This window comes from Desulforhopalus vacuolatus (assembly GCF_016918505.1).
Taxonomy (GTDB): Bacteria; Desulfobacterota; Desulfobulbia; order Desulfobulbales; family Desulfocapsaceae; genus Desulforhopalus; species Desulforhopalus vacuolatus.
Window position 1 is genome coordinate 133,469 of the sequence record NZ_JAFFPZ010000003.1, and the last position, 24,626, is coordinate 158,094.

Consider the following 24,626-nt stretch of genomic DNA (forward strand, 5'->3'; position numbering starts at 1 on the left):
TTTCATATAAGCAAAAAAAGTATCACCCCGGACTGTCTGTCCATGGTGATACTTATATAAGCAAAAGCGTATTCCGGGCCTTAATCAACAACTTGTCCACCGGCAGCCTCAATCAGGGAGCGAGCCCCCCTGGATACCTTGTCAACCTGCACGGTTACGGCCTTGTCAATTTTCCCGTTTGCAAGGACTTTGACCAGGGCATCAGACTGAACAATACCAGCTTCAACCAAAGCATCTTTCGAGACAATTGATCCTGCTTCGAAAGACGAAAGCTGATCAAGTGAAACCAAAGCATACACCTTGCTGAAAGGGTTGGTAAAACCCCGTTTAGGAAGTCGCCGCTGCAAAGGCATTTGTCCACCTTCAAATCCGGGCTTTACACCAGAACCGGAGCGAGACTTAAATCCCTTATGACCGCGACCTGCAGTCTTTCCATGGCCACTGCCGGGACCACGTCCAAGACGCTTGCGTTGCTTCGTTGCCCCTGCACTGGGAGAAAGATTACTAAGATCTATCATTTCAGTTCTCCTCAATACGAATCAGATGCTGAACCCTGGCAAGCATGCCACGGATTTCAGGAGTGTCTTTTCGTGTAATAGTTTTATGCATCCTGGTGAGTCCAAGACCGCAGAGAGTAGCATTGATTTTTTTGGTGCTCCCAATGCCACTTTTTACCTGTGTAAAAGTAATTGTTTCAGCCATAGTAACCATCCTGCTAACAATATTGGTGTATAAGAAATATTGGTGTATAAGATAACCTGGATCAGGCCATTATTTCTTCAACGGTTTTCCCCCTCAACGCTGCAATTTCTTCTGCAGAACGGAGATCCCTGAGGCCGGCAAGAGTCGCCTTTACCATATTATGAGGGTTGTTGGATCCAATACATTTGGTAAGAATATTAGATACACCAGCCGCTTCAAGCACCGCACGAACAGGGCCACCAGCAATAACACCGGTACCGTCAGAAGCAGGCTTGAGAAGTACATGTCCGGCTCCGAAATGTCCCTCAACAGTATGCGGGATTGAGAACTCTGTAAGAGCAACAGCAAACATGGATTTACGGGCTCTTTCTACACCTTTACGGATCGCTTCAGGAACCTGGTTGGCCTTACCAAGCCCATAACCAACCTTCCCTTTACCATCACCGACAACAACAATGGCACTAAAGCTAAATCTTCTCCCACCTTTTACCACTTTGGCAACACGGTTGATAAAAACAATCTTTTCAATCAAATCGTCAGCTGCCGACCCTTTGGCCCGTTTCATGTCAGACAAGGGAACCCCCTAAATATATAAAATTCCAGATTCCGAAGACAGGCCCCTCTATTAAGAAGCCAGTGCTTTTGCAATCCATAGGATAAATTAGAAATCAAGACCACCTTCTCTTGCACCCTCGGCAAGAGATTTAATACGACCATGATATGCAGCACCACCACGATCAAATACAACTTTGTTCAGTCCAGCAGCCCTGGCACGTTCGGCAAGAACTTTACCAATAGATTTAGCTGCAGGGACTTTTGCTGTTTCTTCTCCTGCGACATACCCTTTATCAAGAGTCGACATGGAGATAAGAGTATGCCCCTGAGAATCATCTATAATCTGAGCATATATGTGCTTGTTACTTTTAAACACTCGAAGTCTCGGGCGTTCAGTCGTTCCAGATATTTTTTTTCTGATTCTGCGAATGCGCTTCAACCGCGCGACAGCTTTTGAATTTGTTTTTGACATGACTATACCGTTTTTCCTTATTCAGTCATCAGTTTGCGTAAAAGACAATAGTCTGGACAACCCAGCCAGACATTTCGATCAGGCACCGGATTTACCAACTTTCCGGACAATATGCTCATCTGCATAGCGAATACCTTTTCCTTTGTACGGCTCAGGTTTACGCACCTGACGAATCTTCGCTGCAACAAGACCAAGGAGCTCTTTATCTATTGATTCGAGAAGAATAGTAGTATTACTGTCAACCTTTGCACTAACAGCTGCTGGCAACGGGAAATCTACAGGATTTGAGTATCCGACGTTAAGAACCAGACTGGAGCCCTTGACAGCAGCTTTATACCCCACGCCTTCGATGAGAAGAACTTTCTTAAATCCGTCAGTAACACCAATAACCATATTATGAATCAGGCTCCGTGTAAGACCACGAAAAGCATTGACACGGGTCGATTCGACTTTGTTGGAAACTTTGATCTGGTTATCTTCAACTAACACACCAATATCTTTAATAATATTACGCTGAAGGCTACCTTTTCCACCTGTTACGGTAATTTTCTGACCAGACAATTCGATCTTAACACCATCCGGAATGGCAATGGGTTGCTTACCTATACGAGACATTTTATCTTCCTCCGGATATAGTTACCATACTTCGCAGATAATCTCGCCACCTGCGTTCAGTGAACGTGCAACACGATCAGTTACAACACCTTTTGAAGTTGATACAATAGCAATACCAAATCCCTCAAGGACACGGGGGATATCAGAGGCTTTACAATAGCGACGAAGTCCAGGCTTACTGACACGTTTTATCCCGATAATAACGGGCTGCTGATTTGCACCATATTTGAGATCTACCTTCAAGACCCCTTGGATACTGTTATCCTGGACAGTGTAACCCGAGATAAATCCTTCTTCTTTGAGAACCTTGGCGACATTGACTTTCATATTCGAACTCGGCATTTCTACTGATTCAAATTTAGCTCTAACACCGTTTCTAATCCTGGTCAGCATATCTGCCAGCGGATCGCTCATGGACATGGCGAACACTCCTTTATTTCAACTTATTATACGTAAAGTGACAATTACCAACTCGACTTGGTAACACCTGTAATTTCACCACTGGACGCAAATTTACGAAAACAGATTCGACAAACACCAAACTTGCGGATGAAACCACGCGGTCTCCCACAGAGGGGACATCTATTGTATTTACGCACGCTGAACTTCGGTTTACGTGCCGCCTTTGCGATAATAGACTTTTTAGCCAAAACGACCTCCAAATATACAAAAGTACTTTATTAAATTATTTTTTGAACGGCATCCCAAGATCACGAAGCAGACAACGGCCTTCCTCATCAGTATTTGCGCTCGTAACGATAGTAATATTGAGTCCCTTGATTTTATCAATCTTGTCATAATCAATTTCAGGAAAAATAATCTGCTCCTGAACACCAAGAGAATAATTCCCCCGACCGTCAAATCCTTTGGGCGAAATACCTCTGAAGTCACGAACTTGCGGGAGAGCGATATTTATCAATTTACTTAAGAAATCATACATCTTCTGCCTGCGGAGAGTAACTCGACAACCAATAGGCATCCCCTCTCTCAGCTTAAATGTAGCTATCGATTTCCGGGCATGAGTTACTACCGCACGCTGGCCGGAAATAGCCGTCATTTCTTCAACAGCACCGTCCACAATTTTTGGGTTTTGAACAGCCTCCCCCAACCCCATATTGAGAACAACCTTCTCAATCTTCGGGATCTGCATGACGCTTTTATACCCGAATTCCTTCTTAAGTGAAGGAATACATTCATTAATATATATGTCTTTAAGTGCACTCATTGTCACTCTCCGTAGATCATCTTAGGATTAATTATTTTTTGTCGATGGATTCGCCACAGCTCTTGCAGAATCGAACCTTTGTTCCATCTTCAAGAATTTTCTTCCCAATGCGACCTGCTTTCGTACACTCGGGACAGATAAGCTGAATGTTTGAAACATGAAGAGGGGCCTCTTTTTCAACAATTTGCCCCTGTTGATTCATCTCGCGTCCTTTGGTATGACGCTTAATTATATTAATCCTTTCAACAATGGCCTTGTTCTCATCACGTAGAACCCGGAGGACTTTACCAACTCTGCCTTTGTCTTTACCGGCAATAACCTCAACCTGATCATTCTTTTTCAGGTATGTCTTACCTTGTCTCATTGTGTTAACCCTTCTATATTCAAAATACTGTTACTGAAAAGTCGCAATCAAAGAGCCTCAGGTGCAAGGGAAATAATCTTCATAAAGCCAAGATTACGAAGCTCCCTGGCAACAGGGCCAAAAATACGCGTACCGAGCGGCTCTCCGCCCGTCGCCAGCATAACAGCTGCATTATCATCAAACTTGACCCATGTATCATCCGTGCGACGGATCTCTTTGGCAGTGCGAACGACAACTGCCTTCATCACATCACCTTTTTTGACTTTAGCATTGGGTAAAGCCTCCTTAACAGTAACCACGATAACATCTCCAATCGAGGCATACCGTTTGCCAGACCCCCCAAGAACCCGAATACAAAGGATCTTTTTGGCTCCAGAATTATCAGCAACATTGAGTACTGTTTCTGTTTGTATCATAATATCACCTGTTGTAAAGGTCTGAAAATACCGGACCAGACCTCACTGAACGATTATCAAACTGCCTGTTCCACAATTGATTTGACCCGCCATCTTTTACGCTTACTCAGAGGACGACACTCTTCAATAAGAACAGTATCCCCGATATTGCACTGATTTTCCGGATCATCCGCCAGGTATTTGACACATGTTTTAACAAATTTACCGTAAAGTTTATGGCGCACTTTACGTTCGACTTTGACAACTACACTTTTTTCCATCCTGTTGCTGACAACAGAACCTGTTCTTGTCTTTCTGGATTTATTGATTGTATCGCTCATAATAGTCAATTGTCTATTTCCCAGTCATCGACTAAGCCAGAATATTGTCGCTTCTAATTAATTGGCAGAAGCCCGCTTGACAGTTTCAATTCTGGCAATGTCTGTTCTAATTTTTTTAAGACGTGAAGTATCCTCAAGAGGGCGCAACCGATGTTGAAAACTGATACGCCCCAGTTCAACACGAAGATTCTTGAGCTTATCGTCCATATCTTCGGCCGACATATTACGGATCTCATCGATTTTCATAATACGCTCCTTTTTGCAATCACTTTGGTAGCAAAGGGAAGTTTATTCCCAGCCAGAGTAAGTGCCTCTATTGCCACATCTTCACTGACACCTGTTACTTCGTACAGGATAGTACCAGGTTTTATCTTTGCAACCCATGAATCAGGAGCTCCTTTACCTTTTCCCATACGAGTCTCAGCGGGCTTTTTGGTTAATGGCTTATCAGGGAAAACCCGAATCCAAACCTTACCACCACGTTTCATCGTTCTGTTAATCGCAATCCGAGCAGATTCAATCTGCTGGGAACTCATTTTTCCACAACACAGAGCTTTAAGCGCGTATTCACCAAAGGCGATAGATGAGCCTCTATAAGCCATCCCTCTAGATCTGCCTTTGAAAACCTTTCTGTGTTTAACCTTCTTAGGACTTAACATGAATATTCTCCAAAAAAACAAGTAACCGCTTAATGAGTTGCGGTAACCTCACCTTCTTTCAAGACTTCGCCTTTAAATATCCAGACCTTCACGCCGATAATACCGTACGTGGTATTTGCCTCGGCAAGTGCATAGTCTATATCAGCTCTCAAAGTGTGAAGAGGCACACGCCCTTCGCGAACCCATTCGCAACGGGACATCTCGGCGCCACCAAGTCGGCCGGAACAGGAAATCTTAATCCCCTGGACCCCAAACCGAAGCGCTGAAGTAACAGCCTTTTTCATCGCTCTTCTGAATGCGACCCGTCTTGCAAGCTGTTGCGCAATATTTTCAGCTACAAGCTGTGCATCAGCTTCAGGACGTCTTACTTCCTGAATATCTATAGAGACTTTTCTTGATATAAGTTTCTCCAGATCAACTTTAAGAAGCTCTATCTCAGAACCCTTTTTACCGATCACAATCCCAGGGCGGGCGGTAGATAACTTCAGCCGCACCTGTTCTCCGGTCCGCTCAATAACAATACTTGCAAGACCAGCATGCTGGAGACGCTTTTTAAGATATTTTTTTATTTTCTGATCTTCAACCAGATATGAAGAATACTCTTTGTCCGCATACCAGATTGAACCCCAAGTACGGGTAATGTTCAATCTAAGTCCGATTGGATTAACCTTCTGGCCCAAAATAACCTCCAACGATTCATCAGTTACTATAAGTGTATTATTCTAGAGAGCAAACAAAATCAATTTTCATCAAGAATAACGGTAATATGACTTGTTCTTTTAATGATTCCCGTAGCCCTTCCCTGTGCACGGGGACGAATCCTCTTGAGGGACGGGCCATCATCAATACAGATTTTCTTAATGTAAAGATTATCTACATCAGCTGCGGCATTCTGCGTAGCATTAGCTACCGCTGACTCAACAACCTTCTGGATTATAGCTGCACCTTTTTTTGGCATAAACCGAAGAGTGGTAATTGCCTCATCCACGCCCAGACCTCTGACGACATCAGCAACCAGCCGCGCCTTCTGTGGAGATATCCTGATATGCTTTCCAACTGCAGTTGCTTCCATTTGTTTTTTACTCCCGATGGGCCATAGTAGAAAGCCCTGTTAACATCTTACTTGATTCCTTTTTTATCGGATGTGTGTCCATAAAACGTTCTCGTTGGAGAAAACTCACCGAGTTTATGACCTACCATATTTTCAGAAACGAACACCGGAATAAACTTTCTGCCATTATGTACAGCAAAAGTCAACCCAACCATTTCCGGGCTGATATCTGAACGACGAGACCAGGTTTTAATTACTTTACGGGATCCACTATCATTGGCGATATCTATTTTCTTTTGAAGATGGTCATCAATGAAAGGACCTTTTTTAATCGAACGTGACATAGCTACCCCTCCGCTTACGATCTTTTCTTGACAATCATTTTATTTGAAGACTTATTCGTCCTCGTTTTGTAGCCTTTTGTTGGGACACCCCAGGGTGTACAGGGATGACGTCCACCAGAACTGCGACCTTCACCACCACCCATCGGGTGATCAACAGGGTTCATGGCAACACCACGAACATGGGGGCGACGCCCTTTCCAGCGATTACGACCAGCTTTACCAAGTTTTTGGCTTTCGTGTTCACGATTACCGACCTGCCCAATACAGGCACGACAGAGATTGTTGAACTTGCGAACTTCACCAGAGGGAAGGCGAACAAGAACATACGCCCCTTCCTTCGCCATCAATTGAGCTGAGGTTCCGGCACTGCGCACCATCTGCGCACCTTTCCCGATCTTCATCTCAATATTATGAATAACTGTACCAAGCGGGATGCTCACGAGAGGCAGGCAATTCCCAGGCTTGATGTCCACACTGTTACCGGCGACAATATTGTCCCCGACTGAAACTCCGTCAGGAGAAAGAATGTAATTCTTTTCACCATCAGCATAACAGAGCAGCGCAATATTACCCGATCGGTTTGGATCATACTCGATTGAGATTACTTTTGCCGTAATATCAACCTTGTTTCGTTTAAAATCAATGATTCGGTATCTTCTTTTATGTCCGCCACCGATATGACGTGATGTCATCCGTCCGTAATTATTACGACCGCCACTGCGATTCAAGCTGCAGACAAGACTCTTCTCTGGTCCTTGAGCGGAAAGTTCCGAGCTGCGGGCAGAGACATGTTGCCGCTTCCCTGCAGATGTTGGTTTGTATACTTTAATAGCCATGATTTCCCAATCGCTCCATCATTATGAATGTGATAGATTATGATTTCTTCAGCGAAGATTCTCCCAGTAACGACCTACAGTTCACTGGTAAAATCAATTGTCCCTTCAGCCAGGGTAACATAGGCTTTTTTCCACTTTCGTGTAGAACCGATAGCCTTTCCTGTCCTTTTTTCTTTACCCGGCACTGAAACGGTGTGAACGTTCTTCACCTTCACATCAAACATCTTTTCCACTGCCCTTTTGACTTCAATCTTGTTGGCGTCAGGATTTACTTTAAAAGTTACTTTTCCGGTGACTTCCTGCAAAATTGATGCTTTCTCAGTGAGACAGGGCCCCTGAAGTACCTCATAAATATTTTTCATGCAAGTACCCTCTTCTCAATATTTTCAATAACTGGTTTCACCAGAATGAGCTTCTTGTGCAAAAGAATATCGTAGACGTTTAATCCTTCGCTGGACATAACTTTATAGCCATGGACATTACGAGAAGACTTCTGAAGGTTGTCAGTACCTTCGTCCATAATGATGAGGCCATTTTGAATTTCCAGACCCGACATAATTCCGACAAAGTCTTTTGTTTTAACCTGAGACATCTGGAAGTCATCCAGAACAATAAGATTTCCTTCCTGAAGGCGGGCACTCAAAGCCATTGCAACGGCCTGTTGCCGAACTTTACGATTAACTTTAAAATCATAACTCCGAGGTTTTGGTCCGAATGCGACACCACCACCTCTCCATACTGGAGATGTGTTGCTCCCAGCCCGAGCCCTGCCCGTCCCTTTTTGTCTCCAGGGTTTACGTCCTCCACCACGAACCTCTATCCGAGTCTTGGTGCAGGCATTCCCTGAGCGCTTTGCAGCACGTTGTTTTCGCACCACTTCATGCAAAATGTGGATTTTTACCTCACGATTAAAGACGGCGTCATTCAGCTCAATCTCACCGACATTCTCGTTGCTGGTATTTACTATATTTACAGTTGACATAACTATCTCCTCGAACCTTACACTGCCTGATATCACTTAGTGAATATTTTAAGCAGACCGTTTTGCGCACCTGGCAGAGGTCCTTTAAAAAGGACAACATTCTCATCAGCCCGAACTGCAACAATCTCTACATTCTTCCGCAATACGGTATCTCCACCCATGCGGCCAGGGAGTTTCTTCCCCTTAACAACCCTGGCTGGCCAGGCACTGCATCCGATTGAACCTGGAGCGCGATGGAACATGGAGCCATGTCCTGACCCACCACCTGCAAAACCATAGCGTTTGATAACACCTTGAAATCCTTTACCCTTACCAGTACCTTGAATATCAACCGTATCGCCAGCTTTAAGAACCTCATCCAGAGAGATAACCTGTCCCACTTTATAATCTGAATCACCATCAACGCGAAATTCTCGTATAAAATAGAACCCTTCTGAATCCGACTTTTTAAAATGTCCGGTCAAGGCTTTATTAATACGCTGGGCTTTCTTTTCTGCAAACCCAACCTGGATAGCGTTATAACCATCCTTTCCTCTGGTCTTGACCTGTAATACTTTACAGGGACCTGCTTGCACAACCGTAACCGGGACAGCCTCCCCGACCTCGGTGTAAATGCGGGTCATGCCGACCTTCCTACCCAATACACCCATTGTCTTTGGCATAATATTACCTAAAGCTTCAATTTATATTAACTGCCATCAGGGCAGTTTGATCTCAACATCAACCCCGGGACTCAGTTCAAGCTTCATCAACAAATCAATAGTCTGCTGAGTCGGCTCAAGGATATCAAGGAGACGTCGATGAGTCCTCATTTCAAACTGCTCACGAGACTTCTTGTTAACGTGGGGAGAACGTAAGACACAAAATTTGTTAATTGAAGTCGGAAGCGGAATGGGACCAGCCACCGCAGAACCTGTTCTTCTTGCAGTATCAACAATTTCAGATGTTGATTGATCAAGAAGTTTGTGATCGTACGCTTTTAAACGAATTCGAATTTTTTCAGTAGGTATCATCACACACCTTTTTCACGCAATAATTTCACTAATGACCCCGGCGCCAACGGTACGTCCACCTTCGCGAATAGCGAAACGGAGGCCAACGTCCATAGCGATGGGAGTAATAAGCTCTACCTCAGCGGCAATATTGTCACCGGGCATAACCATTTCGACACCTTCAGCAAGTTTAACTACTCCGGTTACATCAGTCGTTCGAAAGTAAAACTGCGGACGGTAACCGTTGAAGAATGGAGTATGACGACCACCTTCTTCTTTGCCAAGGATATAACACTCACACTTAAAATTTGTATGAGGAGTAATCGTACCGGGAGCAGCCAAAACCTGGCCACGCTCCACTTCTTCACGTTTCACCCCGCGAAGGAGTGCCCCGATATTATCACCAGCCCGCCCCTCATCAAGAAGCTTACGAAACATCTCGACGCCGGTGCAGGTGGTTTTCTGGGTATCACGAATACCAACAATCTCAATTTCGTCGCCAACGTGGATTATGCCACGTTCAACACGACCGGTGGCAACTGTACCACGACCGGAGATAGAAAACACGTCTTCAACCGGCATGATAAATGGTTTGTCAATTTCTCGTTGCGGTTCAGGAATATAGGCGTCTACAGCATCCATGAGATCCCAGATACATTTTGCCTTTACCTCATCAGCCGGATTTTCGAGAGCCTGCAGTGCAGATCCTTTTATAAAAGGAATATCATCTCCAGGGTACTCGTAGTTATCAAGGAGTTCACGAAGTTCCATTTCTACAAGTTCAAGCAACTCTTCGTCGTCCACCATATCACATTTATTGAGAAATACGACGATTGCAGGAACACCAACCTGACGGGCAAGAAGTATATGCTCTCGGGTTTGAGGCATTGCACCATCGGTTGCAGCCACGACAAGAATGGCTCCGTCCATCTGTGCAGCACCGGTAATCATATTCTTTACATAGTCAGCATGGCCGGGACAATCCACGTGAGCATAGTGACGATTGAGCGTCTCATACTCAACATGAGCAGTTGCAATAGTAATACCGCGTTCACGCTCCTCAGGAGCTTTGTCGATATCGCCGAAAGCAGTGGAATCCGCCTGACCTCTTGTAGCAAGGACAGCGGTGATTGCAGCAGTCAGTGTAGTTTTACCGTGGTCAATATGCCCGATAGTGCCCACATTGACATGCGGTTTTGTTCTTTCAAATTTTTTCTTTGACATAACGAACCAAAAACTCCGAGAACTAAATCCCTCTAATCTTTTTAATAATTTTCTCTGCCTTCTGGGCAGGAACCACGTCATAATGTTTAAACTGCATTGAGAAATTAGCCCGTCCCTGTGTACGGGATCTCAGAGAAGTTGAGTAGCCAAACAATTCAGAGAGTGGGGCTTCAGCTCGAACAACCTGCACAACCCCCAGAGAATCAACCCCAACGACCTTTCCTCTTTTCATGTTAACGTCGGCAATAACATCCCCAACATAATCTTCCGGAGTTGTTACTTCCAGACTCATCACGGGCTCAAGCAAAACAGGCTGTGCCTCTGCTGCACCTTTTCGTACAGCGACAGCAGCTGCGACACCGAAGGCCATCTCCGTGGAATCTTCTTCATGATAGGAACCACCGACCAGTTGTACCCGGATATCCGTCAATGGATATCCAACAAGCGGGCCGGAATCCAGAGTATCGATGATACCCTTTTTGATCGCATTAAGATACGCTGAAGGGATGGTATCCTCACTGACCTTATTGACAAATTCGATACCCTTGTCCCGTTCAAGAGGTTCAAGCTCAAGGACTACGTGCCCGTACTGATTCCTGCCTCCAGCCGGTTGTTCGAAACGCCCTTCGGCTCGACTCAAGATTGAAACAGTCTCTTTATATGCAACCTGCGGAGTACCAACCCGTGCAGCAACTTTAAACTCATGAATCAATCTGTCGACTATAATATCGAGATGAAGTTCCCCCATCCCTCTTATGATCGTCTGACCAGTATCTCCATCTGTTGCAACCGTAAAAGAAGGATCTTCAAGAGCAATTTTAGAGAGTGCATCCTCAAGATTTTTTTCTTCAGCCTTGCTGGAAGGCTCAATAGCTACACCGATCACAGGTTCCGGAAAATCCATGCTTTCGAGGACAATGTTGTCACCCTTACCGCAAAGAGTATCTCCAGTAGTCGTAAATTTAAGCCCCACCAGAGCAACGATGTCACCGGCCTCTACCTCCGAGACCTCTTCTCTCTTATTGGCGTGAAGCCGCATAATCTTGGAGATTTTCTCCTGCTTCCTCTTCACCGGGTTATACACTTTGTCGCCGATTGACACTTTTCCAGAATAAACCCGCAAGAAAGCGAGGTTTTCAACAAAAGGATCAAACATCAGCTTAAAAACAAGACCGGAAAAAGGCTCCCTGGCATCAGGTTTCCTTACAATCTCTTCTCCATCAGCCCCAAGCCCCTTCACAATCCCCGCCTCAAGAGGGGAAGGAAGATACGCAACGACGCCATCAAGAAGAGGCTGCACGCCTTTGTTTTTAAATGCGCTCCCGCAAAATACTGGAACCAGTTCAAGCTTCAATGTTGCCGTACGAATGGCACGGTGAATTTCTTTTGATGATATTTCAATATCATTTAAGTATTTTTCCATGATCTCCTCATCGAAGTCGGCCAACTTCTCGAGAAGATTCATACGTGCGGCCGTGAATGTATCAAGATACTCAGCCGGGATGTCTGTTTTCACAACATCCTGGCCAAGATTTTCTTCACTGAACAACACCAGCTTTTGCTCAATAAGATCAATAACACCAGCAAAATCTGCTTCCCGCCCCGCAGGGATCTGAACAGGGAGAGGGTTTGCACCCAGGCGCTTTTCCATCATGCTTATGCATCGGGCATAATCAGCACCCACACGATCCATTTTATTCACAAAACAGATACGGGGGATGTGATACTTATTAGCCTGATGCCAAACCGTCTCAGACTGAGGTTCAACACCTGCAACTGCGTCAAAAACTGCAACAGCACCATCAAGAACCCTCAAACATCTTTCGACTTCAACAGTGAAATCGACGTGACCAGGAGTGTCTATGATGTTAATTTTTTTATCATTCCAGAAGCAGGTTGTTGCTGCCGAGGTGATCGTAATTCCCCTCTCCTGCTCCTGTTCCATCCAGTCCATGACAGCTGCGCCATCGTGAACCTCTCCAATTTTGTATGAGCGCCCCGTATAATAAAGGATGCGCTCTGTCGTCGTCGTTTTACCAGCGTCAATATGCGCCATAATACCGATGTTACGAACATCAGCAAGAGTGCTCCGGGCTGCCATAAAACTCTCCTTTACAAATGAAGTTTTCTACCGCCAGCCCGAGATCACCAAGACCACACTTACCAGCGATAGTGTGCAAACGCCTTGTTTGCTTCTGCCATACGGTGGGTATCATCCCGTTTCTTCACTGCAGCTCCGCGGTTGTTATACGCATCAACAAGTTCAGCTGCCAATTTCTCGGACATGGACTTGCCGGACCGGGAACGTGCAAAGTTGATGATCCACCGAATTGCCAAAGCATTTCGGCGAGTCTGCCGTACTTCCATCGGTACTTGATACGTTGCCCCGCCTACACGACGCGACTTCACCTCAACCCGTGGGCGAACTTTTTCCATAGCCTCTTCAAAAACAACCAGAGGTTCTTCGTCTTTTACCCTTCCATCAACGAGATCCATAGCATCATAAAAGATTCGCTGAGCCAGACTTTTCTTGCCCCGCTCCATGATTCCGTTAGTGAACTTGGTTACCAAAAGGCTGTTGTACCGTGGATCCGGCTCAATCGGCCGTCTTTCTGCTGCTCTTCTTCTAGACATCTATATCCTCTTTCCGGTTGGATAGTAATCAGGACGGTTTCTTGGTTCCATACTTGGACCGACCCTTACGACGATCAGCCACACCAAGAGTGTCAAGTGTTCCACGAATTACATGATAACGAACACCAGGAAGGTCTTTTACACGACCGCCACGTATCATTACGACAGAGTGTTCCTGGAGATTATGACCTATCCCGGGGATGTAGGAGGTAACTTCTATCCCATTAGTGAGACGGACCCTTGCTACTTTCCGTAAAGCAGAGTTAGGTTTCTTCGGTGTAGTTGTATAGACCCTTACACAAACGCCCCGTTTTTGAGGCGACCCTTTAAGGGCCGGTGTATTGGTCTTTTTCACAGACTTTTTCCGACCCTTCCTGACGAGCTGGTTAATTGTTGGCATCTGTTGCGACCTTTTAATTCTATTGAGAGGCACCCTGAATCTCTGCCTCAGTCGATAAACACGAAAGTGAGGGAATTTACCCCGATATCAAAGCCTTGTCAAGGAATAAATTCCCCCACTTTTTTTCCTGAAAGCCTCCGTTAATTCCCGGACAAGCCTGTTCCGGCAGATATAAGCCGTCCCATTATTACGTTTTCCTTAAGTCCGACAAGTCTGTCAATACGTCCGGCTACTGCTGCATTTGTCAAAACTTTTGTCGTTTCCTGAAACGATGCTGCAGAAATAAAACTTTCTGTCGAAAGTGACGCCTTGGTCACCCCGAGAAGAAGAGGCTCTGCTACAGCCGGTTTTTTCCCTTCTGCCAGCAGAAGATCACGTTCTTCTTCAAATTTCCACATTTCGACAGCCTCACCGATCATAAATTTGGAATCTCCGGTCTGTACGATCATAACCCGCTTCAGCATCTGGCGAACAATGACTTCAATATGCTTGTCATTTATTTTAACACCCTGCAACCTGTATACTTCCTGGATTTCGTTCACGAGAAACTTCGCAAGTTCCTTTACCCCCAGGACGGAAAGAATATCATTTGGAATGATAGTTCCTTCCATCAAAGGTTCTCCTGCCTGAACATAGTCACCTTCATGAACGATAATATGTTTTGACTTGAGCACCAGATATTCCTGTGGTTCCCCAAGTTCAGGGGTAACAACGACCCGTCTTTTCCCCTTAAGCTCTTTACCAAAACTCACCCGACCATCAATTTGCGTGATTGTTGCAGGATCTTTCGGTTTACGAACTTCGAAGAGTTCCGCAACCCTTGGCAAACCACCGGTGATATCCTTATTTTTACTGGTCTCACGAGGAATTTTTCCAACCACGGTACCAGGGAGAATTTCATCACCCTCATTTACCGAGATAATAGACCCTACCGGCAAACTGTAGCGAGCGTAAAAATCACTATCCTCCAGTTTCTTTGTCTTCTTTTTCTCATCTTTTACAGAGATACGAGGGTTTAACTGCGCTCCTGCCTGCGTTTGAATAATGACAAGAGAGGCTCGCCCCGTAACGATGTCAACCTTTTCCTGCATGGTAACACCTTCGATGATATCTCCGTATTTAATAACACCACCAACCTCTGCAACAATAGGGAAAGTATAGGCATCCCAGTCTGCAAGAACCGTGTCTCGTTCTACCTGCTGTCCCTCTTTGACATTGAGCTGTGCACCATAATTGATTTTGAAACGCTCACGATCACGGCCCTTGTCATCTTTGATGGTGACAACAGCACTGCGATTCATGACGATCTCAATTCCTTCAGAGTTGGTAACCGTATGCAGGTTGGAAAGTGCAACGGTTCCACCAAGATTAGTTTTAATCTCAGCCTGTTCAACAGAACGATTCGCGGCACCACCTACGTGGAAAGTCCGCATGGTCAACTGTGTTCCCGGCTCACCGATTGACTGGGCGGCAATAACGCCGACAGCCTCACCGATATTCACCATGTGGCCCCGTCCCAGATCACGTCCGTAACAGGCAGCACAGACTCCCCGTCGGGCCCGACAGCTGAGAGCAGAACGAATCTCTACCCTGTCAATACCCTTTTCTTCTATCAGTTTGACCTTCTCTTCATCAATTTCTTCACCAGCTTTGACAAGTATCAGACTTTCGTCATAGGGGTCGACAACATCTTCAAGGGCAACCCGCCCGAGAATACGGTCTCCAAGGGGAACGATTATTTCTCCTCCGTCCATCAAAGGTTCAGCAACCATGCCATCCAGGGTTTTGCAGTCTTCCATGACAATGGTAGACTCCTGGGCAACATCAACCAGGCGACGGGTAAGATATCCTGAGTTCGCCGTTTTCAACGCAGTATCAGCGAGTCCTTTCCGTGCACCGTGAGTAGAAGTAAAATACTCCAGCACTCCGAGGCCTTCACGGAAATTTGCCTTGATGGGAATCTCAATAATTTCACCACTCGGTTTGGCCATGAGGCCACGCATTCCCGCAAGCTGACGAATCTGGTCACGAGAACCCCGGGCACCGGAATCAGCCATGATAAAAATGGAATTAAAACTTGGTGTTTCCACCTTATTCCCGTCTTTATCAGTCACAATTTCCAGTTTGATTTCATTCATCATGGCGTTGGCCACGTCTTCCGACGCACGGGACCAGCAGTCAACAACTTTGTTATACTTCTCACCTGAGGTTATGAGACCATCGGCATACTGCTGTTCAATGGCCGCGACCTCTTTCTCTGCATTACCAACCAGCTTCTCTTTCGCATCAGGAATCTTCATATCACTGACACAAATGGAGATCCCGGCGCGAGTTGCATATTCGTAGCCGGTGTCCTTCAAGCGGTCTGCAAGAATAACAGTATCCTTGGTCCCGGCATGACGGTAGACGTGATCAATAAGTTTGGCCAGCGCCTTTTTCGTCAGTACTTTGTTGATTTCCTGAAAGCGAACGGACTTTGGCAGCAACTGCCCGACAACAATCCGTCCCATGGTCGTATCAACCATCTCAACCTTTCTGACAACATTGCCTTCTTCGTCGTCGGTCTCAACTTCCATGCGGACCTGGACTTTAGCCTGGAGGTCAACTTCTCCATAGTCATAGGCAATAATAGCCTCATCAACAGAGCTGAACATTTTGCCTTCGCCCTGAACATTCAACCGCTCACGGGTCATGTAATAGAGGCCAAGAACCATATCCTGCGACGGAATAATAATTGGTTCCCCATTTGCCGGAGAAAGAATATTATTCGTGGACATCATCAGGACCCGGGCTTCGACCTGTGCCTCAACAGAAAGCGGCACATGCACAGCCATCTGGTCACCATCGAAGTCGGCATTAAATGCAGTACAGACCAGCGGATGCAGCTGGATTGCCTTGCCTTCAATCAATACCGCCTCGAAAGCCTGCATGCCGAGCCTGTGCAGAGTAGGCGCACGGTTGAGAATAACCGGATATTCAGTCACAACCTCATCAAGAAGGTCCCAGACTTCTTTTTCTTCCCTCTCTACCATTTTTCGAGCAGATTTGATCGTTGAAGCAAGTCCCTTACTTTCAAGCTTGTTATAGATAAACGGCTTGAAAAGCTCGAGAGCCATTTTCTTGGGAATGCCACATTGATGCAGACGAAGTTGAGGACCAACAGTAATTACTGAACGCCCGGAATAGTCAACCCGCTTACCAAGAAGATTCTGCCGGAACCTCCCCTGCTTCCCTTTGAGCATGTCAGAAAGAGATTTCAGAGGACGCTGGTTTCCTCCAGTAATAACACGACCGCGGCGGCCATTATCAAAGAGAACATCTACAGCCTCCTGCAGCATCCGTTTTTCGTTTCGGATAATGATATCCGGTGCATCAAGCTCGAGCAGTCTCTTCAAACGATTATTTCGATTAATAACCCGCCGGTAGAGATCGTTCAAATCAGAGGTCGCAAAACGGCCACCTTCCAAAGGTACCAGTGGGCGAAGGTCAGGAGGCAAAACCGGGATAACGGTCAAAATCATCCATTCCGGGAGGTTCCCCGAATCACGAAATGCTTCAATGGTAAAGAGGCGCTTGCCCAGCTTCTGCCGTTTGGTCTGACTGTTGGTCGCAGACATCTCTTCACGCAACTGCACAGAGAGGGATTCAAGGTCCTGGGACGCAAGCAGCTCACGAATAGCCTCCGCACCAATACCAACACGAAACTTTCCAGGATAGGCATCAAGTGCTTCGCGATATTTGTCCTCAGTCAGAGTTTCACCTGGTTTGAGATCCTCCGTTTCTGATTCAACTACTGCATACTGCTCAAAGTAGAGAATTTTCTCGAGTTGTTTAAGCGTCATGTCGAGAACTGCACCAATCTTTGAGGGAAGACTTTTCAAAAACCAAATGTGCGCAACCGGAGCTGCGAGAGCAATATGACCGAGACGTTCACGACGTACCTTCGACTGGATAACTTCAACCCCGCACTTTTCACAGACAACTCCACGGTGTTTCATCCGCTTGTACTTGCCGCAGTTGCATTCGAAGTCTTTAACCGGCCCGAAGATCTTGGCGCAGAACAGGCCATCGCGTTCCGGCTTGAAGGTCCTGTAGTTAATCGTCTCCGGTTTCTTTACTTCGCCGTGAGACCAATCCAGTATTTTCTCAGGTGATGCAAGAGAAATTTTAACGGCGTTGAATTTTAGGGAAGCTTTCGGTTTTTGAAAAAAATTGAATAACTCTTCCACGAAATCACCTCTACTTAATATATGATACCCGATTTGCATTCATCCGGGATAAAGTCGAAACCTTCCGGCCCCTTACGAAGCCGGATACGTTACAGCAAAATTACGTTCATTCTTCGATGAGTTCCAGATCCAGGCAGAGAGCCTGAAGCTCTTTTATAAGAACGTTAAAAGACTCGGGTAAACCGGTAGTCAAAAAGTTTTTCCCATTGACAATACGTTCGTACATTGCTGTACGCCCTTCCACATCATCAGACTTGACGGTAAGAAATTCCTTCAGGGTATAGGCCGCGCCATACGCCTCCATCGCCCAAACCTCCATCTCACCGAGACGCTGTCCACCGAATTGCGCTTTACCACCGAGCGGTTGCTGAGTGACAAGGGAGTAGGGACCAGTGGACCGTGCATGAATTTTATTGTCAACAAGGTGATGAAGTTTAAGCATATACATGACACCAACGGTAACCTTGTTTGCAAATGGCAACCCGGTAAGGCCATCATAAAGCTGTACCTGGCCGACGTCGTCGAGGCCTGCAAGGGTAAGCAGTTCTCGAATAGACTCTTCCGGAGCACCGTCAAAGACAGGTGTTGCCACATGAATACCTTCAGCGTGTGCACGGGCCCATTCGATGAGTTCTTCGTCACTTTTGCCCGAGGTGATTCTTTCAATTTCGTTCTCGGAATAAATTTTTCCGAGCATTGCACGAATCTCACCCACTGCAGCCTCGCGAGCCAGGAGCTCAAGTTTTTCACCGAGCTTTTTCGCCGCAAACCCGAGATGGACCTCAAGCACCTGACCAATATTCATCCGTGAAGGAACACCAAGCGGATTGAGGACAATATCAACGGTCCGCCCATCTTCAAAAAACGGCATGTCCTCTTCAGGAAGAATTCTTGAAACGACCCCCTTGTTTCCGTGACGACCAGCCATTTTGTCACCAACAGAGAGTTTCCGTTTGGTAGCAACGTAGACCTTCACCATTTTGACGACACCAGGAGGCAGATCATCCCCTTTCTTCATGCGCTCAATAATACCATCATAGCGGGAGGTAATCAGTCCGGCCTGTTTTTCATAGCGCCCATAAATATCGTCAATCTGGTCAATACAGCTGATTTTTTCTGAGAATTCCACGTCACGTAATGCCGCAAATCCAATTTTCAGGGCATCATCACTCTTTATTTTCTTGCCAAGAGCAACAACAACATCTCCATTCGGTGACTTCAGATCCATCTTGGCAGTATGCCCCGCAAGAATGGAACCGATCTCACTGCACACACCCTTTTTCAGACTGTGAATCTCATCCTTTTTATCCTGGTCAAGACGATCAATCTCAAGATCTTCAATCAAGAGAGAGCGTTCATCTTTATCTACACCCTTGCGGGAGAAGACCTTCGCATCGATAACAACTCCTGTAACTCCGGGGGGGACCCGCAGTGAGGAATCCTTGACATCCTGTGCCTTTTCCCCAAAAATTGCCCGAAGCAACTTTTCCTCTGGAGACAAAACAGTCTCCCCTTTTGGAGTAACCTTGCCGACAAGTGTATCACCGGCATTAATCTCAGCTCCAATGCGAACAATTCCAGAGTCATCAAGATTACGAAGAGTCTCTTCGCTGACATTGGGAATATCGCGGGTAATCTCTTCTTTGCCAAGCTTGGTATCCCGAGCCATGGTTTCGAAGACCTCAATATGGACAGAGGTAAACGCGTCCTGTTTGAGCAGACGTTCGTTTACCAGAATAGAGTCCTCGTAGTTGTATCCACGCCATGGCATGAAGGCGATGGTAATATTTTTACCGATAGCCATCTCGCCGGCCTCACAGGAGGGTCCATCGGCAAGAACATCCCCTTTTTTGACCCGGGTTCCCGGAGTAACAATAGGATGCTGGGTGAAACAGGTATTCTGGTTTGACTTTTTATATTTTTCAAGTCGATATACAGCCACACCTGTCTCGTATCCATCAGTTCCCGGCTCATCATAACGAACCACAATACGACTGGCGTCTGATTCTTCCACAACACCTGAGCTGGCACTCAAAAGGCATGCACCAGAGTCATGAGCCACACTCCGTTCCATTCCGGTCCCGACAAAAGGAGCTTTTGTAACCAGAAGAGGAACAGCCTGACGTTGCATGTTCGCGCCCATCAATGCACGGTTGGCATCATCATTTTCCAGAAAAGGAACAAGTGATGCAGCAACAGAAATCATTTGATTCGGCGCAATATCGAGGTAGGTGACATTGTCAGCAGTAGTTGCAGATACCTCTCCTTCTTCACGAACAATGAGTGTATCTGGAACAATGCACTTATTTGCATCAAGGGGTGTCAACGCAGGAGCGATGAATTGCTTGCGTTCCTGCAGGGCACTGAGATACTTCACTTCGTCGAGTGCAATTTTATCCTTGACCACACGATAAGGTGTCTCAATAAAACCATACGGATTAACGGTGGCATAAATTGCAAGCGAAACAATGAGCCCGATGTTCGGTCCCTCAGGAGTTTCAATAGGACAGATTCGTCCGTAGTGAGTGGGATGGACGTCACGAACTTCAAAGCCTGCACGTTCGCGGGAGAGACCACCGGGGCCGAGAGCTGAAAGGCGTCTTTTATGAGTAACCTCGGAAAGAGGATTTGTCTGGTCCATAAACTGAGACAGCTGGCTCGTACCAAAGAACTCTTTGATAGCAGCTGTGATCGGTTTGGGATTGACCAGATCATGAGGCATGAGAGTCTCAACGTCCTGATTGTTCATGCGCTCTTTGATAGCGCGCTCCATGCGAACCAGTCCGGTACGATACTGATTTTGGACAAGTTCTCCAACAGTACGTACACGACGGTTACCAAGATGATCAATATCATCAATCTTGCCCTGGGTATCCTTGATTGTTACAAGATGGCGCACAGCGAGCAGGATATCATCTTTTGTGAGTGCCCGGTTCTCAATATCTACGTCAATTCCGAGTTTTGCGTTAATCTTATATCGACCAACAATGGAAAGATCGTAGGTATCCATGTTGAAAAAGAGATTGTTGAAAAAATTTTCAGCAATCTCCGGGGTTGGAGGTGTTGAAGGGCGCAGACGGCGATAAATCTCAATAAGTGCTGCGTCCTTTGTTGCTGCTTTGTCAAGAGCAAGAGTTTTACTGAAAGAGTCAGAATGTTGAACCCCGTCAATATGAAGAACCTGAAACTCTTTAATCCCCAGCTCTTTAAAACTTTCGAGAAGAGTCTCCGTTATCTCGGTATTACAGGGTACAAGGAGTTCTCCATCTTTAGGATTAATGACTCCTTTGGCCAGCATCATCCCCGCAAGACGCTCAGGTCCAATAGTGATAGAGTGGATTCCGGCAGCCACAATCTTCTTGCAGAGGGCGCGGGAGACCTTCTTATTCCTTTTTGCGAGAAGCTCACCGTCTTTTGGATTGATAAGGTCAGCTTCAAGACGCTGGTCTTTGATAAGCTCCACATCGAAACTGATAGCGTAGCCAGCCTCTTCCTTGTCAAGGACTGTACGAATGGCATAGAACTTTTCGAGCAGTTCTTCGGCCGTATACCCCATCGCTTTTAAGAGAGTCGTAACCGGGAACTTCCGTCGACGGTCAATGCGAACATGCAGAACATCTTTGATATCAAATTCAAGGTCGATCCACGACCCGCGCACAGGGATGATTCGTGCCGAGTAGAGAAGCTTTCCACTGGCATGACTTTTCCCGTTGTCATGTGTATAAAAGAGTCCCGGAGAACGCTGGAGTTGCGACACGATAACCCGCTCCGTGCCGTTGACAATAAAGACACCCTCGCCACTCATTAACGGCAGAGAACCAAGAAAGACTTCCTGTTCTTTAATGTCCCGGATTGATTGAACTCCAGTTTCTTCATCTACATCAAAGGTTATAAGACGTACAACAATCTTCAGTGGAATATCATAGCTCATTCCACGCTGCAGGCATTCCTGAACTGTATACTTAGGCTCACCAAAAGTGTATCTGACGAATTCCAGCGAACACTTTCCATTAAAATCATTAATGGGGAATACATCATTCAGAATCCCCTGCAGACCAGCCTCTTCCCTGTCATCGGGACCCACTTCCATCTGCAGAAACTTCTCATAGGAGATTCTCTGCATGGAGATAAGATGCGGTGGCTCAAGCAAAGTATCTGCTTTGGCAAAGTTCTTACGTACTATTTCCATATTGTTCCTCGGAATTGCCTGGTTTATGTATATATCAAAGATCACAAACACAGCCTCAACAGGCCATACAGACCTTTTCTGACTGAATATTGTTGCCAATGAGTATTTTCAACTTGCGATATATCTTCGGGGGAGTAATCTATGTCTGTTCGTGGTTGGAAGTGCTGCTGAACAACACGTTGAAATTGCAGTCACAAACGACAATATGCCGGGGCGCACGTATGCACCTCGGCTTAATCACGAGGCCAGTCACCCCGTATATTACTTCCGCTCATTTTTCCTTTATCCACTTCCAAAAGCTCTTTCATATTCGGGCTGGCGCCTCGATTCTCCCTTTTGGAACCATTGCGCCATTTTCAGAGGGGAAATTAATGGCGCAACGGGAAGGAATTTCTATTTGATTCCGCACAGTTAAGTTCGGAAAAAGGTTTCTGTCTACAATCCTGTACAAACATTAACACGCCACGGAGCATAGCCCCGCAGCGTGTCTTCAAAGTTGGCAGGGTTGTCAAAGAGAACAACCTTTGAGCAATTACTTTATTTCAGCCTTGGCACCTACAGCTTCAAGTTTTCCTTTGATCTCTTCAGCTTCTTCTTTTGTGACACCTGCTTTCAACGAAGCGGGTGCACTTTCAACAAGTGCTTTGGCTTCTTTCAAACCGAGGCCGGTAATACCACGAACCTCTTTAATAACTTTGATTTTTTCGCCGCCAACTTCAGCCAGGAATACGTCAAACTCTGTTTGAGCTTCGACAGCAGCAGCACCATCTCCAGCACCAGCAGCAGCAACGGCAACGGGTGCAGCAGCAGAAACACCAAATTTTTCTTCGAATTCTTTGATAAGTTCAGAGAGTTCAAGAACAGACATTCCCGCGATAAAATCAATTACTTCTTCCTTAGTTACAGCCATGATATTGCCCTCTTTTATATCGTTTTACGGTGTATTGTATTAGTTTGCCACTCATTCAAAAAAACAATCAAGCGGCTTCCTTCTGCTCCTGAATTGCCCGTAAGGCATAGACAAAATTACGCGGCACCCCACTCAGGACTCGAACAAGTCCAGTAGGAACATTGTTCCATGTCGAGACAAGTTGACCAAGCATAACTTCCCGGGAAGGGAGTTTAGACAGTGCAACCAGATCTTCAATGGGGATGCTTTGACCATCAAGAGCAACAGAACGAATTACAAACTTGTCGTGTTTATCCGCAAATTGAGCCAACGCCTTAGCTGGCCCGACCGGATCGGAATAACCCGTAACGACAGCGGTAGTACCAGTGAATGCATCACCCATGCCCGCCAGGTCTGTACCTTCAACTGCTCTTTTCAGGAGAGTATTTTTTGCCACACGAATCTCTGAATCACATTTCTTCAGGTCAACACGAACCTGTTGAAATTCAGAGACTTTCAAACCACAATAATCAGCGACAACGGTAAGCTTCGCTCGATTGAACGAGTCGCTCAACGCGGAAACAATCGCCACTTTTTCATCACGATTCAAAGTAATCCTCCTTAAGTTGAAATTAATGGTTTTCGAAACAGCAGTTACATGACACAGCGGAAAGAATTCCACAAATCCAATGTCTCGGCAGGTCGCCATACGACGATTAAACTTAAAGTACCTGCTGTCTTCGACTACAGTTCCAAATATTCTTGTATCTGTTGGGATAAAAGAAATTCTACGTTAATTAATTCTTTATCATGGAGCGAACATCCAGCTGGTCCAGCTTGACCCCAGGGCTCATGGTGGAAGAGATGGTTATAGAGCGCAAATAAATACCTTTGCTGCTGGAAGGTTTCATCTGAATCAATTTGGCAACAAAGGCAGTGAGATTTTCAGTAAGTTTCTCTGCTCCAAAGCTGATTTTACCAATGCCGGCATGGACAATACCAGCCTTGTCAACGCGGAAATCAACCTTACCAGCTTTGATTTCCTTGACAATGGTACCAACGTCCATGGTAACAGTCCCAAGCTTGGCATTCGGCATCAGATTTCTCGGTCCAAGAACACGACCAATCTTCCCAACAACCCCCATCATATCAGGAGTAGCGACAGTCTTATCAAATTCAAGCCATCCGCCTTTAATCTTCTCAACCAGATCTTCTCCACCGACATAATCGGCACCGGCTTCTTTCGCCTCTTCTTCTTTTGGTCCTTTCGCAAAAACAAGAACCCGAGTGGCTTTCCCATTCCCATGGGGAAGAGAAACTGAAGAGCGAAGCATTTGATCCGCCTGACGTGGATCAACTCCAAGTCTCACTGCCACATCAAAGGTCTCATCAAATTTTGCATAAGAAGACTTCATTACAAGAGCAATCCCCTCTTCCATCCGGTATTGACTTGAACGATCAATATTTTCCAGCTTATTTCTAAATTGTTTTCCATGCTTCGGCATTGTTCTTCGCCTCCTGCTTCTTC

Annotated in this window: 30 protein-coding genes; all 30 read right to left on the minus strand. The window is 45.9% G+C overall.

The features are described from left to right. Window positions 1-80: 80 nt before the first annotated feature. The 30 genes from rplO to rplA all read right to left on the minus strand — a co-directional run bounded on the left by rplO (window position 81) and on the right by rplA (window position 24,603). Entirely contained in the window at window positions 81-518 is a 438-nt protein-coding gene (gene rplO, locus JWG39_RS03220; protein WP_240191959.1) for a 50S ribosomal protein L15, read from the minus strand. Window position 519: 1 nt separating this feature from the next. Beyond that, window positions 520-702 (minus strand): 50S ribosomal protein L30, encoded by a 183-nt coding sequence (rpmD, locus tag JWG39_RS03225; RefSeq protein ID WP_205217924.1) that lies wholly within the window; start codon window positions 700-702, stop codon window positions 520-522. A gap of 61 nt (window positions 703-763) precedes the next feature. Further along, the gene (rpsE, locus tag JWG39_RS03230) at window positions 764-1,267 is read right to left on the minus strand and encodes a 30S ribosomal protein S5 (RefSeq protein WP_205218008.1); all 504 of its coding nucleotides are present in this window, start codon (window positions 1,265-1,267) and stop codon (window positions 764-766) included. Between the two features lie 96 nt (window positions 1,268-1,363). Continuing rightward, the gene (rplR, locus tag JWG39_RS03235) at window positions 1,364-1,729 is read right to left on the minus strand and encodes a 50S ribosomal protein L18 (protein ID WP_205217925.1); all 366 of its coding nucleotides are present in this window, start codon (window positions 1,727-1,729) and stop codon (window positions 1,364-1,366) included. A 78-nt stretch (window positions 1,730-1,807) separates the two neighbouring features. Next, window positions 1,808-2,344, minus strand: a complete 537-nt coding sequence (rplF, locus tag JWG39_RS03240) for a 50S ribosomal protein L6 (protein ID WP_205217926.1) — start codon at window positions 2,342-2,344, stop codon at window positions 1,808-1,810. Between the two features lie 21 nt (window positions 2,345-2,365). Further along, window positions 2,366-2,764, minus strand: coding sequence for a 30S ribosomal protein S8 (gene rpsH / locus JWG39_RS03245; protein ID WP_205217927.1), 399 nt, complete (start codon window positions 2,762-2,764; stop codon window positions 2,366-2,368). 44 nt (window positions 2,765-2,808) lie between these two features. Continuing rightward, window positions 2,809-2,994 (minus strand): type Z 30S ribosomal protein S14, encoded by a 186-nt coding sequence (locus JWG39_RS03250; protein ID WP_205217928.1) that lies wholly within the window; start codon window positions 2,992-2,994, stop codon window positions 2,809-2,811. Between the two features lie 35 nt (window positions 2,995-3,029). Continuing rightward, window positions 3,030-3,569, minus strand: coding sequence for a 50S ribosomal protein L5 (gene rplE / locus JWG39_RS03255; RefSeq protein WP_205217929.1), 540 nt, complete (start codon window positions 3,567-3,569; stop codon window positions 3,030-3,032). A 31-nt stretch (window positions 3,570-3,600) separates the two neighbouring features. Beyond that, complete coding sequence (gene rplX / locus JWG39_RS03260; RefSeq protein ID WP_205217930.1) at window positions 3,601-3,933, minus strand: 50S ribosomal protein L24; 333 nt, start codon at window positions 3,931-3,933, stop codon at window positions 3,601-3,603. Window positions 3,934-3,980: 47 nt separating this feature from the next. Continuing rightward, complete coding sequence (rplN, locus tag JWG39_RS03265; protein ID WP_205217931.1) at window positions 3,981-4,349, minus strand: 50S ribosomal protein L14; 369 nt, start codon at window positions 4,347-4,349, stop codon at window positions 3,981-3,983. Between the two features lie 56 nt (window positions 4,350-4,405). Continuing rightward, complete coding sequence (rpsQ, locus tag JWG39_RS03270) at window positions 4,406-4,669, minus strand: 30S ribosomal protein S17 (RefSeq protein ID WP_205217932.1); 264 nt, start codon at window positions 4,667-4,669, stop codon at window positions 4,406-4,408. A gap of 57 nt (window positions 4,670-4,726) precedes the next feature. Continuing rightward, window positions 4,727-4,915: a 50S ribosomal protein L29 gene (gene rpmC, locus JWG39_RS03275; protein WP_205217933.1), complete on the minus strand. Its 189-nt coding sequence runs from the start codon at window positions 4,913-4,915 to the stop codon at window positions 4,727-4,729. Continuing rightward, on the minus strand, window positions 4,912-5,328 hold the full coding sequence (gene rplP, locus JWG39_RS03280; RefSeq protein ID WP_205217934.1) for a 50S ribosomal protein L16: 417 nt from the start codon (window positions 5,326-5,328) through the stop codon (window positions 4,912-4,914). The genes rpmC and rplP overlap by 4 nt, the downstream gene beginning before the upstream one ends. A gap of 29 nt (window positions 5,329-5,357) precedes the next feature. After that, the gene (rpsC, locus tag JWG39_RS03285; RefSeq protein WP_205217935.1) at window positions 5,358-6,008 is read right to left on the minus strand and encodes a 30S ribosomal protein S3; all 651 of its coding nucleotides are present in this window, start codon (window positions 6,006-6,008) and stop codon (window positions 5,358-5,360) included. 59 nt (window positions 6,009-6,067) lie between these two features. Then, entirely contained in the window at window positions 6,068-6,400 is a 333-nt protein-coding gene (gene rplV / locus JWG39_RS03290; protein WP_205217936.1) for a 50S ribosomal protein L22, read from the minus strand. Window positions 6,401-6,447: 47 nt separating this feature from the next. Next, on the minus strand, window positions 6,448-6,723 hold the full coding sequence (gene rpsS / locus JWG39_RS03295; RefSeq protein ID WP_205217937.1) for a 30S ribosomal protein S19: 276 nt from the start codon (window positions 6,721-6,723) through the stop codon (window positions 6,448-6,450). A gap of 14 nt (window positions 6,724-6,737) precedes the next feature. Continuing rightward, entirely contained in the window at window positions 6,738-7,559 is an 822-nt protein-coding gene (gene rplB / locus JWG39_RS03300; protein WP_205217938.1) for a 50S ribosomal protein L2, read from the minus strand. 74 nt (window positions 7,560-7,633) lie between these two features. After that, window positions 7,634-7,921, minus strand: coding sequence for a 50S ribosomal protein L23 (rplW, locus tag JWG39_RS03305; protein ID WP_205217939.1), 288 nt, complete (start codon window positions 7,919-7,921; stop codon window positions 7,634-7,636). Further along, complete coding sequence (gene rplD, locus JWG39_RS03310) at window positions 7,918-8,541, minus strand: 50S ribosomal protein L4 (RefSeq protein ID WP_205217940.1); 624 nt, start codon at window positions 8,539-8,541, stop codon at window positions 7,918-7,920. The genes rplW and rplD overlap by 4 nt, the downstream gene beginning before the upstream one ends. Before the next feature lie 32 nt (window positions 8,542-8,573). Beyond that, complete coding sequence (gene rplC, locus JWG39_RS03315; protein ID WP_205217941.1) at window positions 8,574-9,203, minus strand: 50S ribosomal protein L3; 630 nt, start codon at window positions 9,201-9,203, stop codon at window positions 8,574-8,576. Between the two features lie 36 nt (window positions 9,204-9,239). Next, window positions 9,240-9,551 (minus strand): 30S ribosomal protein S10, encoded by a 312-nt coding sequence (gene rpsJ / locus JWG39_RS03320; protein WP_205218009.1) that lies wholly within the window; start codon window positions 9,549-9,551, stop codon window positions 9,240-9,242. A 15-nt stretch (window positions 9,552-9,566) separates the two neighbouring features. Next, a complete protein-coding gene (gene tuf / locus JWG39_RS03325; protein WP_205217942.1) occupies window positions 9,567-10,757 on the minus strand; it encodes an elongation factor Tu in 1,191 nt (396 codons plus the stop codon). A 22-nt stretch (window positions 10,758-10,779) separates the two neighbouring features. Then, the gene (fusA, locus tag JWG39_RS03330) at window positions 10,780-12,858 is read right to left on the minus strand and encodes an elongation factor G (RefSeq protein ID WP_205217943.1); all 2,079 of its coding nucleotides are present in this window, start codon (window positions 12,856-12,858) and stop codon (window positions 10,780-10,782) included. Between the two features lie 59 nt (window positions 12,859-12,917). Beyond that, complete coding sequence (rpsG, locus tag JWG39_RS03335) at window positions 12,918-13,391, minus strand: 30S ribosomal protein S7 (RefSeq protein WP_205217944.1); 474 nt, start codon at window positions 13,389-13,391, stop codon at window positions 12,918-12,920. Window positions 13,392-13,419: 28 nt separating this feature from the next. After that, entirely contained in the window at window positions 13,420-13,791 is a 372-nt protein-coding gene (gene rpsL, locus JWG39_RS03340; RefSeq protein WP_205217945.1) for a 30S ribosomal protein S12, read from the minus strand. Between the two features lie 140 nt (window positions 13,792-13,931). Continuing rightward, window positions 13,932-18,020 carry a DNA-directed RNA polymerase subunit beta' gene (rpoC, locus tag JWG39_RS03345; protein ID WP_338032172.1) on the minus strand — a complete coding sequence of 1,363 codons (4,089 nt, stop codon included), beginning with the start codon at window positions 18,018-18,020 and terminating at the stop codon, window positions 13,932-13,934. A 106-nt stretch (window positions 18,021-18,126) separates the two neighbouring features. Next, entirely contained in the window at window positions 18,127-22,209 is a 4,083-nt protein-coding gene (gene rpoB, locus JWG39_RS03350) for a DNA-directed RNA polymerase subunit beta (protein ID WP_205217947.1), read from the minus strand. A gap of 532 nt (window positions 22,210-22,741) precedes the next feature. After that, on the minus strand, window positions 22,742-23,119 hold the full coding sequence (gene rplL / locus JWG39_RS03355) for a 50S ribosomal protein L7/L12 (RefSeq protein WP_205217948.1): 378 nt from the start codon (window positions 23,117-23,119) through the stop codon (window positions 22,742-22,744). Between the two features lie 67 nt (window positions 23,120-23,186). Then, window positions 23,187-23,708, minus strand: a complete 522-nt coding sequence (gene rplJ, locus JWG39_RS03360) for a 50S ribosomal protein L10 (protein WP_205217949.1) — start codon at window positions 23,706-23,708, stop codon at window positions 23,187-23,189. Window positions 23,709-23,895: 187 nt separating this feature from the next. Then, window positions 23,896-24,603 (minus strand): 50S ribosomal protein L1, encoded by a 708-nt coding sequence (gene rplA, locus JWG39_RS03365; RefSeq protein WP_205217950.1) that lies wholly within the window; start codon window positions 24,601-24,603, stop codon window positions 23,896-23,898. Window positions 24,604-24,626: the final 23 nt, after the last annotated feature.

What these genes read in the sequence shown, in the direction of transcription:
- rplO (WP_240191959.1), bottom strand. Translation starts at nt 518, where the DNA reads ATGATAGATCTTAGTAATCTTTCTCCCAGTGCAGGGGCAACGAAGCAA.
- rpmD (WP_205217924.1), bottom strand. Translation starts at nt 702, where the DNA reads ATGGCTGAAACAATTACTTTTACACAGGTAAAAAGTGGCATTGGGAGC.
- rpsE (WP_205218008.1), bottom strand. Translation starts at nt 1,267, where the DNA reads ATGAAACGGGCCAAAGGGTCGGCAGCTGACGATTTGATTGAAAAGATT.
- rplR (WP_205217925.1), bottom strand. Translation starts at nt 1,729, where the DNA reads ATGTCAAAAACAAATTCAAAAGCTGTCGCGCGGTTGAAGCGCATTCGC.
- rplF (WP_205217926.1), bottom strand. Translation starts at nt 2,344, where the DNA reads ATGTCTCGTATAGGTAAGCAACCCATTGCCATTCCGGATGGTGTTAAG.
- rpsH (WP_205217927.1), bottom strand. Translation starts at nt 2,764, where the DNA reads ATGTCCATGAGCGATCCGCTGGCAGATATGCTGACCAGGATTAGAAAC.
- rplE (WP_205217929.1), bottom strand. Translation starts at nt 3,569, where the DNA reads ATGAGTGCACTTAAAGACATATATATTAATGAATGTATTCCTTCACTT.
- rplX (WP_205217930.1), bottom strand. Translation starts at nt 3,933, where the DNA reads ATGAGACAAGGTAAGACATACCTGAAAAAGAATGATCAGGTTGAGGTT.
- rplN (WP_205217931.1), bottom strand. Translation starts at nt 4,349, where the DNA reads ATGATACAAACAGAAACAGTACTCAATGTTGCTGATAATTCTGGAGCC.
- rpsQ (WP_205217932.1), bottom strand. Translation starts at nt 4,669, where the DNA reads ATGAGCGATACAATCAATAAATCCAGAAAGACAAGAACAGGTTCTGTT.
- rpmC (WP_205217933.1), bottom strand. Translation starts at nt 4,915, where the DNA reads ATGAAAATCGATGAGATCCGTAATATGTCGGCCGAAGATATGGACGAT.
- rplP (WP_205217934.1), bottom strand. Translation starts at nt 5,328, where the DNA reads ATGTTAAGTCCTAAGAAGGTTAAACACAGAAAGGTTTTCAAAGGCAGA.
- rplV (WP_205217936.1), bottom strand. Translation starts at nt 6,400, where the DNA reads ATGGAAGCAACTGCAGTTGGAAAGCATATCAGGATATCTCCACAGAAG.
- rpsS (WP_205217937.1), bottom strand. Translation starts at nt 6,723, where the DNA reads ATGTCACGTTCGATTAAAAAAGGTCCTTTCATTGATGACCATCTTCAA.
- rplB (WP_205217938.1), bottom strand. Translation starts at nt 7,559, where the DNA reads ATGGCTATTAAAGTATACAAACCAACATCTGCAGGGAAGCGGCAACAT.
- rplW (WP_205217939.1), bottom strand. Translation starts at nt 7,921, where the DNA reads ATGAAAAATATTTATGAGGTACTTCAGGGGCCCTGTCTCACTGAGAAA.
- rplD (WP_205217940.1), bottom strand. Translation starts at nt 8,541, where the DNA reads ATGTCAACTGTAAATATAGTAAATACCAGCAACGAGAATGTCGGTGAG.
- rplC (WP_205217941.1), bottom strand. Translation starts at nt 9,203, where the DNA reads ATGCCAAAGACAATGGGTGTATTGGGTAGGAAGGTCGGCATGACCCGC.
- tuf (WP_205217942.1), bottom strand. Translation starts at nt 10,757, where the DNA reads ATGTCAAAGAAAAAATTTGAAAGAACAAAACCGCATGTCAATGTGGGC.
- fusA (WP_205217943.1), bottom strand. Translation starts at nt 12,858, where the DNA reads ATGGCAGCCCGGAGCACTCTTGCTGATGTTCGTAACATCGGTATTATG.
- rpsG (WP_205217944.1), bottom strand. Translation starts at nt 13,391, where the DNA reads ATGTCTAGAAGAAGAGCAGCAGAAAGACGGCCGATTGAGCCGGATCCA.
- rpsL (WP_205217945.1), bottom strand. Translation starts at nt 13,791, where the DNA reads ATGCCAACAATTAACCAGCTCGTCAGGAAGGGTCGGAAAAAGTCTGTG.
- rpoB (WP_205217947.1), bottom strand. Translation starts at nt 22,209, where the DNA reads ATGGAAATAGTACGTAAGAACTTTGCCAAAGCAGATACTTTGCTTGAG.
- rplL (WP_205217948.1), bottom strand. Translation starts at nt 23,119, where the DNA reads ATGGCTGTAACTAAGGAAGAAGTAATTGATTTTATCGCGGGAATGTCT.
- rplA (WP_205217950.1), bottom strand. Translation starts at nt 24,603, where the DNA reads ATGCCGAAGCATGGAAAACAATTTAGAAATAAGCTGGAAAATATTGAT.